This window comes from Carboxylicivirga sp. M1479, from assembly GCF_007097485.1.
Lineage (GTDB): Bacteria > Bacteroidota > Bacteroidia > Bacteroidales > Marinilabiliaceae > Carboxylicivirga.
Window position 1 is genome coordinate 37,274 of sequence record NZ_VKDE01000013.1, and the last position, 23,180, is coordinate 60,453.

General features: G+C 39.1%; 4 protein-coding genes. All 4 read left to right on the top strand.

Features of this window, described 5'->3' with window-relative positions; genetic code table 11:
• Window positions 1-6: 6 nt before the first annotated feature.
• The 4 genes from FNN09_RS09350 to FNN09_RS09365 all read left to right on the top strand — a co-directional run bounded on the left by FNN09_RS09350 (window position 7) and on the right by FNN09_RS09365 (window position 23,178).
• Entirely contained in the window at window positions 7-19,494 is a 19,488-nt protein-coding gene (locus FNN09_RS09350) for a PKD domain-containing protein (protein ID WP_143301817.1), read from the top strand.
• The gene (locus FNN09_RS09355; RefSeq protein ID WP_143301819.1) at window positions 19,494-20,588 is read left to right on the top strand and encodes a type IX secretion system membrane protein PorP/SprF; all 1,095 of its coding nucleotides are present in this window, start codon (window positions 19,494-19,496) and stop codon (window positions 20,586-20,588) included. The genes FNN09_RS09350 and FNN09_RS09355 overlap by 1 nt, the downstream gene beginning before the upstream one ends.
• Window positions 20,589-20,770: 182 nt before the next feature.
• Entirely contained in the window at window positions 20,771-21,373 is a 603-nt protein-coding gene (locus FNN09_RS09360) for an OmpH family outer membrane protein (protein ID WP_143301821.1), read from the top strand.
• A gap of 554 nt (window positions 21,374-21,927) precedes the next feature.
• Window positions 21,928-23,178 (top strand): glycosyltransferase family 2 protein, encoded by a 1,251-nt coding sequence (locus FNN09_RS09365; RefSeq protein ID WP_143301823.1) that lies wholly within the window; start codon window positions 21,928-21,930, stop codon window positions 23,176-23,178.
• The last annotated feature ends 2 nt before the right edge of the window (window positions 23,179-23,180 follow it).

Genomic DNA, 23,180 nt, shown 5'->3' on the forward strand with positions numbered 1-23,180 from the left:
GGGGATATGGGCATAAATACCCAAGCGTTAATCAATATAGGATTACGAGGAAGGATTGCATCTTTGATGTTAATCCTTAGTTTGTTGGTGGGAGTTGAGGTAGTAGGGCAAATAGTATATACTGGTGGGCGAGCCAGTTTAACCGGATTAGAAATTTTAACTGCTGCGGGTATTACGGGAGACGATTTAACTCATGATCATGACTGGACTACAATACCAGCTGGCCTTACTATTGCAGAAGGTGCAACGTTACGTTCAGATGACGATGTTATCACTTGGTCAGGAGGTACTGGTAGCTCTTATGTTGGATTAGAATGGCATGCTGGGGGTCATGGAGGTGTTCCTGTAACTATTATTGTTACAAATTCGCCGCCTGTACCTGTTTGTCAAGATGGAGTGGTTAGGTTAGCCAAATACTTAGTTGATACGGATTATGTAGAAGGTGTAGATGCAGCACCTCCAGGTCACCTTCAGAAAGGTTATTGGTCGGAGACAGCTGGTTTGACATTAACTGATGTTAATGATCCTGATGCCATTATAACAATACCTGCATCCGCACAAGAAGGCGATACATATACTCTGACATGGTTTCATGCAACAGATCAAACTTATACAGTAACTATTGCAGTAACCGGGCAAGTGGCACCAACTGTGCATTTGCATAATGAGGATGGAAATGAGCAAGATGTGCTATTTTGTTCATTTCCTGGAGGACAGTATACATTCGCAACAGTAGCTTCATCTGGTAGTATAAATATCGTAGATTTATTTAAGCAAAGTGAGGATGGAAGCACAGAAGAGATAATTAAAGATAGTAATACTCCCAGTGACCTGAGAGTTAACTTTGGTGGAGATAAAATTGTTAGTCAGGATTTGTTTTATGCCATGGTGGATGATGGTCAATGTCTTGATATTACCACAAATCGAATTAGATTAGGTGAACTAACAAGTGTTGATGTTCAGATACAAGGGGGGAAGTCAGCTTGTGATCCTACTATATTTGACGGTAATCATGTGCTTGAAGTGATGCCTTTTGATGAAAATAATTTTGACTATCAGTGGCAATTTAATGGGGCTGATATACCATTAGCTACAACATCAACCTATACATTAGAAGATGTTGCAAATGGGGGCTATGGAGCAGGAAGCTATACTGTTGTTGTAACAGATCCGACTGGAACTTGCGGACCTTTTCCGACAGCACCTGTTGTTGTAAGTGATACGCCTATGCCATCAATTTCAATTCTTGATAAACCTGACGGTTCAGGTGTTTTTGGTATGTGCGATGATGGTGTAAGTCAATTATATCTAGAAACACAACTTGATGCAGCAGAGCCTGCTAATAGCGGATATGCATGGTTTCATAATGGTGGCCTTCTAAGTGGGAATAGTAATTCATTTTTATTAGATAACGATCCAGGAACGGATCCAGATAATACTAGACCTGAATATAACGCATATGGCGAGTATGTTGTTGAAATATATGACGTAAACAATCCTGAATGTAGGAGCACTTCAGAGCCAATGCCTGTGAATGTTGTTAGTGCACCTACGGCTTATTCAGTTAGTGGTAGTAATCTTTGCAAATTGCCAAGCTCAGGTGCATCCATTAATATTGGAATGGCTAATAGCGAGGCTGGAGTGCGTTATGTACTTCTGAAAGATGGTGCTGAAATTGAATATGTCGATCGTAATGCAACTGGCTCATTTATATTTCCTGCAGTCAGTGATTTGGGAACTTATACAGTTGTAGCGCGAGCAGGAACATGTGCAGATGTGAATATGTTAGGTTCAGTCACAATCGAACAGTCAGTTAGCCCTCAAGATATCATGGCGCTAACTGGTAATTTGTGCTCTAATGATAACAATATTATTGGCTTAGCTGCTTCTGAAATGGGTGTAAGTTATTCTTTATACACTGGCATTGATATAGCTAGTGCTCTTGCCGCTGGGCCAATAGAATCAATAATTGGAGATGCTTCCGGAGCGGGTGGTCCTGTTTCGTTCAGTACTGTTTTATCTACTGCTGGAGTCTATTGGGTGCAGGGAACAAGAGTTAACTGTTCTGAATGGATGAATAATTCAATTACCATTGTACAGGGGCCCGATGTTAGTGGTATGGCATTGGTTGGTTCTAATGGTTGTTCCAATGAATTGAAGAATATTGGTTTAAATACCACGGAATTAAATGTCTTTTACGAATTATTGCGTGATAATAATATAGCGGCACCAGTTTCTTCTTTTACTGGTGATGGATCGGGTAAGAGCTTCTTTCCAGCAGTGCAGCTTTTGGCCCCTGGTGTTTACACTGTCAGAGCGACAAACGTCAATAATTGTCAAGAAATGGTGGCGGGCAACATCACAATCACTAAACAGCCAGATGATATAAGCTTCTTAACGATTAGCCCAAGTTACGTATGTGGAACAGGAACTATTACGATAAACCCTGGCGAACTTGGTGTGCGATATACTGTCTATCTAGATAATGGCGCGGGTAATAATCCTGTATTACCTGCAATGGAACAAACGGGTAATGGTGTAAACTACATTACTTTTGGTGGGCTTACTACTCCCGGAACCTATTCTGTTTTTGCCGAAAATAGTGTATGTTCTCGTTTTTTGAGTGATGTTTTGATTGTAGAGAAACAACCTATCCCTCAAACGGTGAGTATACCCGATTATAGTTATTGTACAAACGAAACAGGTGTTACAGTTAATATTGATGGCACTGAGAATTTAATTAATTATGTTTTAGTTGATAACTCAGGCAATGATGTATTAACAATAACTGGTGATGGCACGCTACGTAGTTTTTCAAATATTACAAAAGGAACGTATCATATAGAGGCTAGAAGTCCTAACCTAAGCTGTATAGTTACTTTAAAGGATGTACTCAATAATAGTGATTATTTTACCATACAGGAAAATACATTACCAGATGTTGATATATTAAATTTACCTGATAATTTTTGTGAGGATGAAGTAAATATAACCTTAGTTGGTGAACCAAGCAATGCAAGTGGTGTATGGTCAGGTGCAGGTCTTGGCTCCTTCTTAATTGACAATGGCGATGGTACTGCTACGTTTGAACCTGGCATGGTTGGTGTACCTGGAACAACATATGACTTAACATATACATATACAGATGGTTCTCAATGTATAAACAGCATTACTAAAGGAGCAACAGTGCATGCCAATTCCATTGATGCCACCACTTTGGAAATTGTCTTGTTTGATGATACGACTCCAAATACCGAGTACTGTGAGAACTCTCCTTCAATAGACATTAAAGCTAAGTTTAAAGGACTCGATCAGTTTTATGATTATGCTGTTTTTAGTGGACCTGGTGTGACATCAACAGGCTTAGGTACAGCCAGCTTCTCACCAGCAGACGCAGGCCTAGGTGATCATCAAATTACTCTTACTTTTCAGGATCCTTTAACGGACTGTGTGGGTAGTGTTACCTTGGATGTTTCCGTAGGCACACCAATTAGTATTGTTGGTTTGGCGAGTGAATATTGTGCTAATGATAATACTGATTACCCACTTCAGGGATATATTGATGGAGTATTGCCACCAGCAACGGTTGATAACTCATCATTTGAAATTGTCGATCCCGATGGAAATACTGTTGGGGATGGCATTGTAAATAATACGCAGAATTTTAACCCTAACCAGATTGTTACCTCAAGTAATGGTAAAACGGGTGTTTATACAGTAATTTATAGTTATAATAGTGGTTCGTGTGTTAATGAATTAATTCAGGAAATTAATATCATTGAAACTCCTGATTCAAGTTTTACTTTCCCTACCGATGATAATGGTGTGGAAATAGATAAGTTTTGTGCTAATTATGGTTTTGTTGGCTTGAAACCCTCAGATCCTAATATTGCTAATTATAGTTCTTTGTTTACCTTGAATGGAAGTATTATTAATAATGGCTTTAATACTACCACCAGTAATCTTAATTTATTTCCAACTTTAAATACAATTGTTCATCGTGTAGATAATAATGGATGTATTTCAACTAAAACAAGAACGTTTTCAGTTAATGAACCCAATGTTACTATATTATTGCCTTGCAGCATCTATTTTGAAAATGATGATCCATTTCAAGTCGTTGCAAGCGGTCTCGATGAAAATAATGGAACTGCTATATTTGAAATGTTTGCCAGTGACGGTAGTTCAGTTGCATGGTTGACGGATTCCGACTTAAGTGATAATATGGCAACGATTGATCCCAATGGGCATGTCGGCAATAATTATCGTGTTGTAATGACTTTCAAATCTGATAATACCGATTGTGAAAAAGTCGTTGAGACATCATTTGATATTTACCCAGCACTTGATTTTAACGGAGTATTCGATGGCGATAAAATATGTAATAGTTCAGGTCTTATCACTTTAAGTGGTACATCTATTCCAGCAGGAGCAAGTGCAGAGTTTACTATCATAAGCGGTTTAACAAATACAAGCAATGGGGTTGCGACAATTGACCCAGCTAGTATGAGTATTGGTATCAACACTCTTGAATTCAAACTTACAGGAGCTGATGGTTGTGTTCATACAGTCAGTAAACAAATCGAAATTCTTGATACTCCTTCTGCTATCTATGATATTCAAGGCGGAGGAATATATTGTAAGGATGCTCCGCTCGCAACAAAGGGACGAACTATTGGTTTAACAGGTTCATCCATTGGTGTTACCTACGAGTTATTAATAAATGGAGGAAGTTTATCCATACCTGTCACTTTCGATGGTACAGGTAGTTCATTTAACTTTACGGTTAATAATGATGGAACAGGTGGAGACCAACTTTTTACCAGTACAGGTAATTATACCGTAATTGCAGATATGGGCGGTTGTGCTGCCGTTATGAATGGCAGTACAGATATTATCATGTATGAGCTATCACTTAACTTGGATAGCCAAACGGATATTAGCTGCTTCGGAGATTCTGATGGAACCGTTACTTTAATCGGTGGTGGCGGTAGCGGCAACTATGAGTACTCAGTTGACGGTACGTCATGGCAATTATCACCAACATTCACAGGATTAGGTTTAGGCGATCACGAATTTTCGATACGAGATATTTCTATTCCGGCCGATAAATGTTCTGAACGAATTGATATATTAACAGTTAACGTTCAACAACCATTAACTGCGTTGGATGTTAACCTGCTTAATAAAACAAATGTTGGCTGTACCCCTTGTACAGCAGGTGTCGATTGCGAAGGAAGTGCAACTATTTCTATTTCTGGCGGAACACCAGATGGTGCATTGCCAGATGGCTATACGATTATTTGGTCAACAGGTGGTACTGGTTTAACAGAAACAGGAATGCCTGTTGGAAACCATAGTGTTCAGGTGACTGATGCTAAGGCTTGTACTACAACTTTTGGGGTTGAGATTATTGCCAATACACCAATAATGCTTACCGAGCATGCTGATGCCAATTTGCATATTGACAATGACTGTCATAATGGTACAAGTGGAGAATTTGTTGTAGTGGCAACAGGTGGTAGTGGAACTTTCGAATTTTCATTAACCGATCCGGCAACAACAACTGAAGTTTGGTTGCCAGCTACTAATGTTAATGAGTTTAACTACACCGGTTTGAGTGCTGGTGCTTATAATATTTGGGTACGCGATGCTGATGCTCTTTACCAAAGGTGCATAGTTAAAGTTGATACTCCAATAACTATCAGCGAACCAAATATTTTAACAATTACTGAAGAAGTTGTAAGTCATAAGGATATTACTTGTAGTACTGCTACCGATGGTGAATTTACTGTTAAAGCAAGTGGTGGTTTATCAGGTACTTACAATTTTTCTTTGACCGACCCTGCTATTGGTGCTTCGTGGCAAGCGGCCAATACAGCTCTTTTAGATGGTTTGTATGTAACAGGTGTTGGTGCTGGAGTACACAGTGTTTGGGTACAAGATGCAGTTTATAATTCTTGCGAAACACAAAAGGTTGATGTTACAATTCTGGATGTCAATCCATTAACATACACTGTAATAGACAATACGAATGTTTCGTGTCATTTAGGCAATGATGGACGACTAGAAGTTTTAGCGCAGGGAGGAAGCGGTAATTATGTTTATCAGTGGGAGCAGCCTGTTGGGACGATCATTTCAAGTGGACCGGTAAATTACATTGAAGACTTATTAGCTGGAGATTACCATTTGACTATTCAAGATGTAACTGATCCTACTAATATATGTGCTGCAGTTCAGCAAACATTTACAATTACGCAACCAGATGCTCTCGTCATAAATTTACTTGACATTCAAGCAAGTAATTGTTCATTGCAAAATACTGGTTCAATTGAAATTGATGTGCAAGGCGGAACGACCGACTTTGTTACTTATCCAGGATTAGGATATGATATCTCTTGGTCGAATGGAGAAAGCAATAAAGAAAAAATTGAAAATTTAACACCTGGCAATTATACAGTTGAGGTTATTGATAACAATGGCTGTCGAATTGACAATGTAGCAACACCATATATTGTTGGGGCACTTGCTGACATTTCATTGGAAAGTCACCTACTAACTCATAACGATTGTTTCCAAGGAAGTTTAGGAGAAATCGCTGTTAAAGTTGATGGAGGTTCGGGTCAGTATGAATTCAGATTACAAGGAGACAAAATTGTAGATTGGCAAACTGCTGTTCCTATTCTTTCCGATGAATTTGCCTGGTCTGGCTTATTAGCAGGAAACTATGAAGTACTAGTTCGTGATGCAAATGATAATGCTTGTGAATTTTCAATGGGAACCTTCGCAATTACCGAAGGAACAGAAATTATCATCAGTCATAATCCTGCCATTGATGTTACAGATGTGACTTGTAATGGTGGTAATGATGGAGCTATAACAGTCTCTACTATTGGAGGTTCTGGTGTGTATCATTATTCATTAGACAATGGAGCAACATGGTTTGCAACCAACCAGGCAGCAAGCTATACTTTTACCAATATTAATGCTGGTAAGTATTTTATTAAAGTTCAAGATGCGCTATCATGCTCTTCTTCAAATGTCTTAGAGATTGATGTTGATGAAGTTACACCTTTAAGTTTTGCACTTAATCCTTTAGTAACTCCTGTTTCATGTTTTGATGGTAATGATGGATCCATTGTTGTTTCAGGACAAGGAGGAAGCGGTAATTATGATTACTCCATTGATGGGGGTGCCAACTGGCAGCCAACTGGTGACTTTAATATTTTAGAGGCAGATACTTATTCATTAAGTATACGAGATAGAAACAATATTTTATGTCAACAATTAAACTTATTGACAATAACGGTTGATCAACCAAATGACTTTACTGTAACTGAGGATCCAGATCCTACGAAGCATATTGATGTCAACTGTTTCGGTGAAAGTACTGGTTCCTTAACAGTTGTAGCTTCAGGTGGTGAGGGAACTTTTGAATACCAGTTAAGTAATGCTAGTGGTGTAGTACGCGCTTGGCAATCTTTACCTACTTTCTCAGGATTAGCAGCTCAGACCTATAATGTGTCTGTGCGCGATATGGGAACAAGTACACCTGATAATTGCGAGAAGACAAATGTTTTATCAATCACTATAAGTGAACCAAGTTCTTTGCCAAGCATCGATAATATTTCAATCACTAATGTTGATTGCTTTGGTTCCGATTCTGGAGAAATTGAAGTTGGCGTAAGTGGTGGAACTGCTCCTTATACTTACCAATGGACGCGAGTATCTGATAATGCAAATATCTCAGCAGCTGTTGATAATAATCCAGTTGATTTATTAGCAGGCATTTATCGTTTAGTTGTTACCGATAATAATGGATGTGTTGTTGATGATTTACCAGAAGTAAAACAACCAATAGCTGCTATTAATGTATCGCATAATCCAACTAACATTTCGGTAGTTGGAGCTAACGATGGAACAATCTCGGTAAATACGCCTACCAATGGAACTTCGCCATATACAATTGTATGGAGCGATGGTGCTGGTGCATTCGATGGATTATGGATGCGCGATAATCTTGCAGCTGGTACTTATACATATATCATTACTGATAGCAATGGATGTACTGTAAGTAAGGATGTTACGATTTTAGAAACTGGTATCGCATTAAGTTTTGATTTAGTTAGCAATACTATTAATTGCTTTAACGATAATAGTGGTGTTATTTCGATAAAAGTAACTGGAGGAACCGGACCATTTGATATTGAGTGGGATGGAACAGTTCATGATGGAACAGTTGCTAACGGATCTAAATCCAATATTCTTACGAATGATATTATTTCATCCTTACGTGCCGGCACTTATACTGTTAAGTTAAAAGATGTCAATGGTGAATTGTCTAAAGTAATAAGTATTGATCAGGCTGATGAAGTGAGCATTACAGCCGGAGTCATCTCGTCAATATCATGTAATGGTGCTGGCGATGGAAGAATCATAGTTAACGTGGCAAGTGCAACTGATCCAACTGCTTACGAAATGATATGGAGTGGCCCAGGAGGTTATCTTGTAAGCGGAACGGTAGCAGCTGAAAGTACACAATCAGATTTATCGGTGCCAGGAGATTATTATGTGACTGTTAATTATAATAGTACATGTGCTGTTACTGAGAAATTCAATATTAAAGAGCCATTAGCATTAGGCATCAGTACAGATTTCGCTGATACAAAGAATGTATCTTGCGATGGAGGTAATGATGGACAAATTGCTGTTAATGTAACAGGAGGTTCTGGTTTTTCTTATACTTGGTATGAGTGGAATACAAGCACTAGCACATTTGATGTCGTTGCCGGTGAAACTAATCGAGTAATTACCGGATTAACTGCAGGATTGTACAAAGTTGAGGCTGAGTTGTCTAGCACTTCATGTACCATTGAACACGAAGTGACACTAACAGAACCTCAAGCATTAACACTTGATCTTTCTCCTGTACATATTACTTCTTGCTTTGGAAATGCAGATGGAGCAATGCAGTTAACTATAGGTGGAGGTACAGCTCCTTACCGTTATAACTTCGGGGCGGGGGATCAATTAATGAATCCTCTAGATACTGAAGCGCTTAAGACAAACCTTCTTGCAGGAACTCACACTGTTGTAGTAACTGACGATAAGGGTTGTGTCGTAACGGCCTCTGAAGATATATTAGAGCCTAACGAGCTTCAAGTAACAGTAGTTGATTATGCAATAAGTTGCGAAACACCAACTAGCGGTGACGATGGTTATCTTGATATTACTATCGCTGGTGGATACGATAATGGCGGTCAGCAGTATAGAGTGTCGATAGAGAACAGTAGTAATGAGTTGGTTTACTCAGATGTTTACACGAATACAGTAGGTGTGGCGTTGCCAGTTAACGTTGATAAGCTTGCAGCTGATACTTACGATCTTATTGTTGAGGATATCAATTCCAGCGATGCCTCTAATTGTACTTTTACCGATCGTTTTACGCTTAGTACAATTGTAATAAGTGGATCTACTGAAGATGCGACCTGTATAACGGTTAACGATGGTGAAATCAATGATGTTGTCATTACTGGAGCAACAGCTTCATATACTTATAATTGGCAGTCATTAGATGGCGGAGTTGGTTTCTCAGACGCCACTTTAAACCAGGCAGGACTGTCGGTTGGTACATACCGTTTAACGGTTACCGATCCAGGACGTGGTGGATGCGTTGCAGATACTAATTTTGTTATCATTCCAAAAACGGAGATTGACATTGCCGCATCGGTGAGTGATGTTGAATGTTTTGGAGATCAGACTGGTGCCATTGAAATCGATCCTAAAGGTCGTGTTTATACATACACTTGGAGTGGGCCAGGTATTACGGCTAGTAACGAACATAGTCAGAACCTGAGCAATGTTGTTGCTGGCCAGTACGAACTATTGGTAGAAGATGGTGCCTGTAGTTTTGTTGCTTTCTACGATATTGAAGAGCCGGCTGAAATAGATTTCGATTTACATTACGAAATAACGGATTGTGACGATTATGAACGCACAATTGTGATTGACAATGTAAGTGGTGGTACAGGTGACATTGCAAGTGAATATGCATTCAGCGTTTCTGGAACAGGTACAGCCGTTCAAGATGTTAGTGATAAGCAGAAGTTTATTGTTGATCAAGGTGGAAGCTATACAGTAAGTGTTTTTGATAAAAATGCATGTTTTACTTCTCGTTCAATAACCATTCCGCTTGAAATGAACAAAAGTGAAGTGATTAACGATGTTGTATGTCATAATGGTGCTACAGGAAGTATTAACTTAAACATGTCTGGTGGAAGTGGTGCATTTACGTATGCATGGACTAACACAGGAGATGCTACATACTCAGAAAGTACCGCATCTATCTCAAATCTTAAAGCAGGTGAATATCAGGTTCTTGTAACGGATGTAATTGAAGGATGTACACGCACTTGGTTATTCGATGTGGCAGAACCACAGGCTATTACCATTGGTATTGACAAGGGTGATATCACTTGTAACGGAGATAATAATGGCTATATCAATGTATCAGCCACAGGAGGTGTAGAGTCATATACATATTATTGGTCCCCAACTTCTGGAGGTATTGTGCAAAATGCACAGAACCAAAGTGACTTATCAAGTGGTAGCTATACAGTAACTGTTCGCGATAATAATAATTGTTCCGCAAACGAAACGGTTGTTATTGAGGAGAATGATCCAATTAGTGCAGTTCTTACCCCAACAGATACTGACTGTGATGGGAATAATGGTCAACTGGAATTAACCGTTAATGGTGGATCAAATAACTATACCTATAACTGGAGTACTGTTGATGGTAATCATACCGCTCTTAATAATTCTCTTACTACACAAACAGGTTTATCCGGCGGTACTTACCAGGTTACGGTAACGGATGCCGACCCGGCTAAATCATCGTGTAGTATTACTGTAGAGGAAACCCTTACTAAGGCTATTGAGGTAATTAATAAGGTGGTTACACCAGTATCTTGTTCTGGAAACAATGATGGTACTATTTCCTTTGATGTAATTGGAGGTGATGAAAACTATACCTATTCTTGGACGACCTTAATAGGTGATCCAACGAAAATACAAGATGGAGTTCGTAATCAAATAGGTTTATCTGAAGGTAAATACCAGGTGGACATTGCTGATGGACGAACACCAGCTGGTGTACCTTGTAGTATACCAGTCATATTTGATGTTGTTGCAACTTCGGGCTTAATAGTCGATGTCGCGATAGATAATGTCGTTTGTAAAGGCGAGTCATCAGGTAAGTTAAGTGTTACTGTTTCAGGTGGAAATAGCAACGATAATTACACCTATGACTGGAATGATGGAGCTTATTCAGGAAAAAATCTAGATAATTTACCAGCTGGTCCTTACAAGTTGCTTGTGATTGATAATGAGTTATCTTGCGAATTTATTCAAACATACCATATTACAGAACCTAGCGAGCTTGTATCAATTGATTTGGTAGATGTAACCGATGTTAAATGTAAAGATGATGCAAGTGGTGAAATACTTATCAGTGCTTCTGGCGGAACAGGTGCTTTAACGTATCTATGGTCTGGTAGTCCTAGTATTCCAACGGGTAATAATCCAACTGGACTCCTAGCCGGAACTTATGAAGTTGCTATAGTAGATGCAGAAGGTTGCAATATTTCAAGTGGACCAATTGTAATCAATGAGCCAGCACAAAGTATTGCGATTGATGACTTTACTGTTAGTCATACCACTTTACCATTAGCTAGCGATGGATCTATTTCTATCGCTGTTAGCGGTGGCGTAGGAACCTATCATTATGCCTGGTTTGATAAAGATGACAATGCAGTAGGTACTGATAATACTGTATTAGATGGTGTTGGAAAAGGAGAGTACTATGTTATCGTTACAGATGATAATGCATGTTCTGTAAGAAGCGGACTGATAAATGTTGTTGGTCCAGATGCAAGCTTAGACTTTGACTATGAATTATACCATGTACGACCATGTAATGGTGATGGTAATGGTATTATTGACATCACTAATATCTACGGTGGGCATAAAAACTTAGCTACCGGAAGTCCTACCTATAACATTAAAATAGAACAGGGTGCTGTTACACATGTAGAAGTTGATGCATTGAATTATACATACACTGGTGTATTGGCTGGTACTTACCAAATTACTATTACCGATAGAGATGGTAACACAGCACTTAAAGAAGTAATTGTTACCGAAGAGCCTGTGTTAACAATTGCGAGCGATGTGATTAGCAATGCAACATGTTACTTGGGTAACAATGGTGTAATTGAAGTAACCGTTGACGGAGGTATTCCAGATGCTTCGGGTAATTATTTCGTTGAGATTGTAGGCGATAATGGCGATTATCAAAGTAAGTCAGATGTTAAAGCAAACGTAGCTTTAAATTTCTCAGGGCTTGCTGCAGCCACCTACAGCATAAGGGTAAGTGACCATGTTAAAGACTACCCTGGATACGAATCAGCACCTACTAATTGTTTTGCTGAGGATATCAAAGAAATTACCCAACCAGAGGCACAAGTAGCTCTTGATGTTTCAGCAGGTAGTAAGGAAATTTGTTGGGGCGAGGATGCAAATTTAACATTGGCTGTTAGCAACTGGAACTTTAGTGATGGTAATCTTGCAGTAACTATTTTCGATGGAAAAAATAAATATACCGATGTAACAGTGAGTAGTTCACCGTTCAATGTAACTGTAACTCCAGAAACTAGAGGAAACTATGAATACAGCATATTAAAGGTTTATGAACCTGGAAATGCGACTTGTTTAAGAGGTTTTGATATAACACCTGTTCCTGCCACTGTTATTGTTAACGAACCACCAACAGCGAGTATTTCATCTACTGTAACAGAAGTATGTCAGGGTGATGATGTTGGTTTATCGGTTGTATTTAGCAGTGGAACAGAGTGGACTTTTACATGGGAAGATCTTAATAATGGAAGTTCAGGTACTGTAACAACGACTAATAATCCATACTTATTCACTGATTCACCAATTGACGATGCCAGATATGTGATCACATCTGTTGATAATACTACTTGTAGCAGTGTGGGTAATGGCGAAGTATTGGTAGATGTCAGAGATAATCCAAGTGTATTGTTAAGCGGGGCAAAAGCCATTTGTGCAAATGATGCAAGCGGTGTTGATTTACAGCTCGATTTTACTGGGCAAGCACCCTACACACTAGTAATGGATGAAGATGGTAAAGAAGTAAGTTATACCTTTAATAGCGATTCAGAGACCTTAAACGTTAGGCCGCTTACAACCACTACATATACAGTTAAGTCAGTACGCGATGCCAACAGTTGTATTGTAAATGTGGCTGGCCAGCAAGCTATTGTAACCATCAATCACTTGCCTGAGCGCATTGCAAAAATCAATGTTGTAGATCCACAATATACCGATGGCGTTTGTCAAGGTGCTGTAGGCGTTGAGTATTCAGTAGAAGCGGTTAATTATGCGACTGGTGGATATACCTGGATTGCTCCTGACAATAGTAGCATAGTATCAGGTGACGGTACTATTAAGGTTGAATTAGAATTTGATAGCAACTTTGCCGGAGGTTATCTTAAAGTTAAAGGAGGCGATAACGGTTGTGGTGAAGGTCCTGTTACTAAACTTTGGATTCCTGCTAAACCATTGCCTGCTAATCCGTCAGTGATTACTGGGCCAGCAGAATTATGCGAGGGACAGTTTGGCTTCTCATACAGTATTACTCCAGTGGCGAATGCCACAGCATACCGATGGGAGTTGCCAACAGGCTTTAATATTGTTGGTGATACCGATGGAGCTTCTATTGTTGTGGAATTAGATCCGATAATCAATTCCTTAAGTAGTACGATCAAGGTAATACCTTATAATAATTGTGGCGATGCTTTAGCTGATTCAGAACTAGGTGTTAATGTATATCCATTGCCAGTTGCCTATGCAGGGCCTAATGGAAATGTATGTGGTAGCGCTGATACCTATACGATGCAGGCAAATAATGCATCTTTAGTTAATGCTGCTTATTCTGGTGAATGGGAAGTAGTAAGTGGAGAGGCTACTATTACCGACGTATCAAAATACAATACAACAGTCACAAACTTAAGCAGAGGAGATGTCGTTTTCCGCTGGAGAGTGACAAATACTAATATGGGTAACAATCAATGTGGTGCAGAGTCGTTTACAACGGTGCGCAACAATGAATTGTCAGTATTAGCTCAGGCTGCAAGCTCAACTGTATGTAACAGCATAGCCGATTTAACAGGAACACCAATTCCACTTGATATAGATGGTAATGTTTATGCCAATACAAGCGGCGCTTGGAAAGTGGTAGAGCCAATCAGTTCTACAGCGGTTATAAGTGATGGTAGCGCTAATGTCACTTCTGTTTCTAACCTGGAGAATGGGCGCAATGTATTTAGCTGGACAATAACTCAAAACGGGTGTTCAAGCACTGCATTGGTTGAAGTATACAATAATGAGCCATCTGATCCTGTAATAACCAACGGTACATTGGTCGATGTGTGTGGTGACGCAGTAACATTAACGGCTGCCGGTTCGGTTGTTGGCAATGGTAGTTGGAGTTTGATTAGTGGTTCAGGTACTGTTGCAAGTTCTAATAGTACTACAACTAATATTACAGGCTTACGTCAAGGTGATAATACATTTAGATATACGATTGAAGAAGGAGGCTGTACTAAGTCTTCTGAAATTGTTGTACGCAATAACAAATTAGATGTAAGTGCAGGAGCCGATGATATTGTTTGTGGTGATGTTTATTTATTAGAAGCTACACCTGTCGATCCTGCGAATGGTATCACTGGTTATTGGTCTTCAACAGAGAGTGTATTTTTTGTAGATGGAACTAATCCTTCTACCGAAGTGCGACAGTTGTTGCCAGATGACAATACACTGACATGGACTTTAAAGCAGAATGGATGTGAAAGCTCAGCTCAGGTTGTTATAACAAATAACCAACCAACATTAGCCGAAGTTGGAGCTAATGATGCCGTTTGTTCGTACGAAACAGAATTAAAAGCAACGAGCTTTCCTGATCTTGCCAGAGGAGAACAAGCTTACTGGTCAGTGCTTAGTGGAGCAGGTAAATTCGAGGATAAAACAAAGTTTAATACAAAAGTTAGTGGTCTAGGCCTTGGAGAAAACACTTTCCGATGGACCATTACTCATGAAGGATGTTCATCTTATGCCGATCAAACCATCACTAACTTACATGTTGAAGTAAATGCCGGAAAAGATACTGTTGTATGTGAGAAAACAGTGATGTTGAATGGCAATAAGCCTGTTAATGGAGATATAGGAGCATGGAGTATTGTTGAAGGTGGAGCGACTTATGAGGTAGATCAAAATAGTAACCCAAGTATTTTGTTAGGTAACCTGGAATATGGTGTAAATAGGTTCGCTTGGACTATTATGCATGAAACTTGTCCATCTTCTGATATCGTAACAGTTACTAATAATAAACCCTATTACATCGACTCTAACCAAGATAAACGTGAAGTTTCAGCAGGTTCGCAAGTTACTGTTAGCGGCAGTGAGGCTACGATGACGGCAGATAGGCCTCATGAAGGTAGTGGCTTTTGGATTTTGGTGTCTGGTGGTGGTAATATTGTTGATCCGGATAATGCAGGAACAAAAATTACGAATCTTCGTCAGGGAGAAAGTGTTTTCCGCTGGACAGTTACGAATGCGGGCTGTAGTTATTCATCGGATGTTACTGTAGTGAATGGCGCAATTGAACAAGCCAATGCAGGGCGTAACGATTCTACATGTAATGCTGAGATTCTTTTAAATGGTAACGAACCATTGGTAGCACTTGGTGAGTGGAGCATTATTGAGGGGGCCGGATCATTTGAAGATGAAAATAAGTTTAACACCAAAGTTGTTGGTTTAGATGCAGGAAGAAATATTTTCAGATGGACACTATATAATGGTGCCAGCAAGTCATATGATGATGTGGTGATAATAAACAATGAAGTGGTTGTCGCTAATGCCGGTGAAGATGGAACAATCTGTATTGATAATGTATTTGCATTAAGTGGTTCTATTCCAACTCCTAATCGCGAGACGGTTAAGTGGTCGGTGATTGGTGGTTCAGGTACCTTTGCTGATGAAAATGCTTATTCGACTACTGTTAGCGGACTTGAACAAGGTGAGAACATTATCAAGTACGAAGTTGATTACCATGGTTGTTATTCAGAAGATTACATGACCATAATTAACGATACGCCAACCGAGCCTTTTGCTGGTGACAATGTAACTTTATGTACTGATTCAATTATGTTAACGCCTAATACACCAACATTTGGTGTTGGAGAATGGATTCGTGTGAGCGGTCATGCTGATGCTCTTGCATTGGACGATAATTGGGCCAAGGACCTTGCTCCAGGTATTAATAAGTTGAGTTGGCAAATAAGTAATAACGGCTGTGTTTTAAGCGATACAATTACCATAATTAATAATCAACCGGATATGGCTGTTGCAGGACAGGATAGACCTGTTTGTGACAATTCGGTGGTATTATCGGCTAACCAACCACGTGCTGGTATGGGAATCGGATACTGGCAATTAATTGCCGGCTCAGGCAGTATAGCTGATTCAACCAATCGAGAATCTGCTGTAACTGACCTAGGATTAGGAAATAATCGCTTTAGATGGGTGATTGATAATAATGGTTGTCTTTCTATGGACGAAGTAAATATCGCCTATAACTTAGTTGAGGCGGATGCCGGTTATGCAATGGTCCTATGTGAAGATTCAACTGTACTAAATGCGAATACAGCTTATCCAGGTGTTGGATCATGGGGAATTGAGTCAGGTAGCGGATCGGCAAGGTTTGAAGAACCTAATAACCCATATACTAAAGTGACTGGTTTGGATCAGGGAGACAACATACTTACTTGGACAATCGACTATGGCGGATGTCAGTCAGTTAGTACTGTTGTTATCACAAATAATAGTCCAACCAAAGCTGATGCAGGTAGCGATCAGGCTTTATGTGATGTTAATATGGCGACATTAGGTGGTAATATACCTCTATCAGGACATGGAACCGGGCAATGGAGTATTAAAAATGGTACTGGTAGTTTTGACAACATTGATGTTAATAATCCAACAGTAAATGATATTGAGTTCGGTGATAATATTTATCGCTGGACCATTAGTAATAAAGATTGTAAATCGTTTGACGATGTTGTGATTAGTAATAATCGCATTGAATCAGTTGCAGGAGAATTGCAGGAACTGTGCGCGAGTGAAACAATTCTTGATGGTAATGCCGCAACACCAGGAATCGGAACTTGGAGCGTTATTGGTGGCACTAGTCAGGCATCTTTTGAGGATCTTCATAATCCGCACACAACGGTAAGTAACTTAGCAAAAGGCACAAATGTATTACGCTGGGTAGTTGCTTACCGAGGATGTGAAACAATATCAGAGGTAACAATTGTGAATAATTCTCCAAGTGCTGCCTATGCTGGTAATACTCAGGAGTTATGTGAGAGTGAAGCAGTGTTGGATGCCTCTGTTCCATCACCTGGTGAAGGTGTTTGGACAGTGATCAATGGCTCAGGAACGATAACGGATCTAACTGACCCTAAAGCTCCGGTTACTGGTCTGTCTAAAGGAGACAATGTTTTAAGGTGGACTGTCAGCAATGGTATTTGTACATCAGTTGACGAAGTTCGAATTATTAATAACGAACCATCTGTACCATATGCTGGTATTGATGAAACAACCTGTGATGGTTCCATTAGCTTGAAAGCGGAAGAGCCTCTCGTTAATGAAGAGCATCTTTGGACAATTGAACAGGGTTATGGTAATTTTGATGATCCAACGAGTCCAACAGCGACTATTAGTAACTTAATGCCTGGTGATAATATTCTAAAATGGACTATTACTCGAGGACAATGTGAATTGAGTCATTCAATCACGATATCAAACAACGCCGCTGAAATATCTGAAGCTGGACCTGATATAGAAGACTGTAAAGATTGGTCTGAACTTGATGCGAATGTACCGCAGGATGGTAATGGTATTGGAGAGTGGTCACTTGTGTCTGGTAAAGGAGATTTTGATAATGCCTCTGATGCTAAAACGACTATTCGTAATCTTGGTTTCGGTGAAAATATATTAATGTGGACCATTACCAATGGCGATTGTTTTACTTCTGATCAGATCACTATTTTTAATAAAATACCAGATCAATCAGAAGCTGGAGACGACCGCACAATATGCGAAGATTACATAACTCTAAATGCCAACGATCCGCTTGATGGAATTGGACAATGGAGTGTTGAGAGTGGCATTGGTGAGTTTGTTGATGCTTCAAAACACAACACTCAGGTGACGGGTATTGGTTATGGTACCAACATATTTAAGTGGACGATCTCTTATGGTGATTGTACTACGGAAGATGTTGTACAGGTGACAAGTAATAAGGCGAGCCCATATGCTGGAGAAGATGATGTAACCTACGATAATGAATATGACATGCAGGCACAAAACCCTGGTAGTTTAGATGGTGTTTGGACGGTAGTTTCAGGAGGAGGCACATTTGATGATCCTAACTTTTTTAACACCACTGTACGTGACTTACCTGCTGGGAAAAGTACTTTCCGTTGGTCAATTATTACCGAAGGTTGTGAAGCTTACGATGAAGTAACCATTGATTATTTGGAGACGCCGGATGCTGGATTTATTGTTGATCATGAGGTGGGTTGTTATCCTCTTGAAGTTAAGTTTACCAATTACTCTGTTAATGGTAGTAGGTATATTTGGGACTTTGGAGATGGAACTGAATCTTATGTGTCCGACAAAGTGAATGGACCACAACACGTTTATGAGGATCCAGGTACATATACCGCTTCTTTAACAGTACCCGGACCTGGTGGTAATGATGCTATTTTTACACAACGTATAATCGTACATGATCATCCAGTAGCAGATTTTAATGTTGGGCCAGAGCTTGTGTATCTGCCAGAAGATGAAATTAGGTGTTACGACTTATCAATTGATGCTGTTAGTTGGTTCTGGGAGTTTGGCGATGGTCAAACATCCGAAGAGCAGAATCCAAGCTATCTATATACTGATGAGGGTACCTATTCTATTACATTGACTGTTCAGAATGGATTAGGATGTGAAGATAGTTTCACAAAAGATAATGCTATTGAGGCCTATTTAAGTGGTTATGTTGAATTCCCGAATGCCTTTAGGCCGCGTCCTGGTGGTTCTGGCGGATCTGGAACCATTGGTGAGCGTAACGATGCTATTTTTAAAGCCAAAAATAAAGATGTTGAAGAATATAGTATTCAAATATTTAATCGATGGGGGCAGCTTATTTACGAGTCAAAAGATATTGAACAAGGTTGGGATGGAACTTATAAGGGTAAACTTGTGCCGCAGGCTGTTTATGTTTACAAAGCTTTTGTTAGATTTACCAACGGTAGAGAAAAAAATAAAGCAGGAAGCGTTTTATTAGTGAGATAATGGGAATAATAAGAGATATCATTTCAAAAGTTAATCAAGGCAAACAAGTGTTTGTGTTATGTGCTATTGTTATGCTTGTGGCCGGAGTTACTCGAGTGCAGGCGCAAGATGTATCATTTTCACAAATGTATGCCACTCCCATGTATCTAAGCCCATCGTTTACTGGTTTAACACAGGGAACACGTATGGGCTTAACCTATCGCGATCAGTGGCCTGGAATAGCCAATACATATAGTTCTTATGCCTTATCAGTCGATCATTTTTTTGATGAGTACAGTAGTGGTATTGGTTTTATGGCTATGCGAGATGATGCTGGTAATGGACTTTTAGTTCGTCAGGACTTTAGCTTGCTGTATGCCTACGAGTTTGAGGTGGCTCGCGAGATATTTGTTCGCCCGGGTATTGAATTTGCTTATAAAGAGCGTAATCTAAATTTGGTCGATGCAGTTTTTCCATCCGATCAAAGTTTAGAAGGCGGTTTTATACCTGGCAGTGGAAGTACGGGTGAGGAGTACAGTCATAAGCAATTTGATGCAGCCGCTTCGGCCATGATTTATAGTGATGATTTTTGGTTTGGTTTTGCTTTTCACAATTTGGTTAAAAGTAATATTGGAGTGACAGATATTGAAACTTATAATCCTTTTAAAACCACATTATATGGTGGATATAAGTATCAGTATAAAGATCAAATGCGTCGTAATGATGAGCAAAGTATTACACTTGCTTTTCATTATCGAATGCAAGAGAGTTTTCGTCAACTAGATGCGGGTACTTATTGGTATATTAATCCAATAGAATTGGGATTGTGGTATAGAGGTATACCTTTTGCATCAAGTGGAGGGCTAGAGAATCAAGATGGCTTAATTTTTATACTTGGTATCAATGTAGGGTCTGCTCGTTTTGCTTATAGCTACGATTGGACATTATCCGAACTAGGTGGTTATAGTAATGGAGCCAATGAACTAACATTAATATACCGTTTTAATCAATCTGTTAAAAAAGTTAAGTCGCGTGGTGCTATACCGTGTAGTGCTCCAGGTATAAATGGAGGATCAGGTTCCAAATACCGTCGTCGATCTCGCTCTTTCTTTTAATAGTATTGCTTACAAATGGGTATTAGTACATTACGGTTAATGGCGCTAATTAAGTACTGTAGTGCTTTATTATAGGGCCGTGTAGAAAGTTTAAAAAAAGAGAGCAAATATTTTTATATGAATGGTAATCCGTTATATTTGTTCTCCGTAAAATTAAAAGGTTAAATTTCACTAGGGAGAGTATGAAACAATTATCAACAGTGTTGAATGGCGTATTATTAGTAGCTGTTATTATATTATTTGTATTGCATTTTTCTAACTCAGGAAACAGTCAGGCAAAAAACATAGCCGATACGACAGTGCAAGGAGGAGAAGTTTTTCCTGTAGCTTATATTAATACAGATTCACTATTATTAAACTACAGCTTTGCAAAGGAAGTTAACGAGCAGTTAATGGGTAAAGAAGAAGCATCAAGAGCTGATTTTAATGAAAAGGCAAAAGTGTTTCAGCAGGATGCAGTTGAGTTTCAGCGTAAAGTTCAAAACAATGGTTTTTTGAGTATGGAGCGTGCTCAAAAGGAGCAAGAGCGCCTGGCAAAGGCTGAGCAGGATTTACAACAGCTGAATCAGCAGTTGACGAACGAGTTGATGAAAGAACAAGACAAATTAAACCGTCAGTTACGCGATACTCTAATGAATTATCTTGATGAGTATGCTAAGGTAAATCCTTACAAGGTTATTTTAAGTAATACATTAGGTGATAATGTACTGTATGGAGCTGATGGCGTTGATATTACCAATGAAATTGTAGAGGTATTAAATGCCCGTCATTTGGCTTCTAAGTAATAGCTAAAACGTATTATAAAAAGGCAGAGGTCAAGCGACTTCTGCCTTTTTTCATTTTTATACTTTGCTTTCGTTTGTCACATGGAATTCTCAAGTAAAATTTATTTATCTTCTGTGTGTCAAACCGAATTATCAACTTTACAAGTTCGTATCATTTGTTATGGACCAAAAGTGTCCTAAATGATTTATTGATATGAATCGAACTGATTGAAATTAAGTATGATATTAGTGTTAATTAAAAACTGGGGTTCTTTTAAGCATCATATCTTATGGCCTCTCTTTTAAATGACTTTAGTTTTCTCGAAAGCTTTAGTAAGACCGAGAAGTTCCGAACTTGATTCGGAAATCACTCGGCCGCACTTAAGCTTGAGATAAATTGAAGCGGAGCGGAAATCATGAATACCTTTGAAAGGTTGAGGCGATATGAACTAATAAGAAAGTAATTTAAAAAGTAGCCTTGATCTTTTTCCTTAGTTTTTTAGATCAAGCTAAAAAAGTAAGTTGGGTTTGGGCGAATAGCCCAATTGAAAAAAATATTTAGGACAACATTGGTTATGGATAAGGTATTTAGAAAGTATTTTGAGAAACATCCGATTGCTATAAATACAACTATTAGTAGTGATATTAAAGTTGTTGTACCTGTTTATCTTGAAGAAGAAGACTTACCCATTTTATTGAATAGTTTGTCGACAGCAAGTAAGCAATCAAAGGCTGTGGTAGAACTGGTTTTGGTTTTTAATTATAGCGATGATGCTTCGCAAGATGTGATTGATCGGCAGCACCAACTCTTGCATAGGGTACAAAGTGAACAGAGTCAATGGGAGAATGATAGGTTTAAGATTACGTGTTTAAAGGCCTTTGGTGTTGCCAAAAAGCATGCAGGTGTTGGTAATGCCCGTAAGGTAGGAATGGATTATGCTGCATTTTCATTTGTTAAAGGCAATAAACCAAGAGGTATTATCGTATCATTAGATGCCGACTGTAGGGTGCAGGAGAATTATTTTGAAGCCATAATTGATGCTTATTCAAACAGTACGATTAACGGCTGTAATATCTACTTTGAGCATCCGATGGATGGATCAATTTCAGAAGAAAACGATGCTGCCATTGCTGAATATGAACTACACCTTCGGTATTACGTACAAGCTTTGCGTTACATTGGATTTCCTTTGGCTTTTCATACGGTGGGTTCTTGTTTTACGGTCACAGCTGATACCTATTTAAAAGTAGGAGGGATGCCCCGTAAACAGGCAGGAGAAGATTTTTATTTTTTGCAGAAGATAATACCATCGGGTAAGTTTATCGAAATCAGTAACACGGTTGTTTATCCATCATCCAGACCATCTGACAGGGTGCCTTTTGGTACCGGACCGTCTATTAATACACTCTTAGGCTCCGATCAAGAATACCAGACTTATAATTTACAAGCCTTTCTCGATCTCAATGAGTTTCTTGATATTAAAGATGAGTTATATACTTTAAAGCCCATCAATATTGAAGAATTTACCCACAAGGTGGGAGGACGTATACGCAGTTATTTGCTTAATTCCGATTTCTTCAAGGCCATTGAGTCCTTAGTTGATAATTGCAGTACCATAGAAGTGTTTCAGAAGCGTTTTTACGAAGTTTTTAGCGCCTTTAGGGTTGTAAAATACCTTAACTATACACACGAACATTTTCTTGATAAAATGCCCGTGTTTGATGCTGCTTTAAACTTAGAAGAATTAATGACAGGAGAAGAGTCTGATGTATTTGATACGCCTGAGTTGTTAGATTTGTATCGACACAGAGAAAAGCAGGGCTAAGG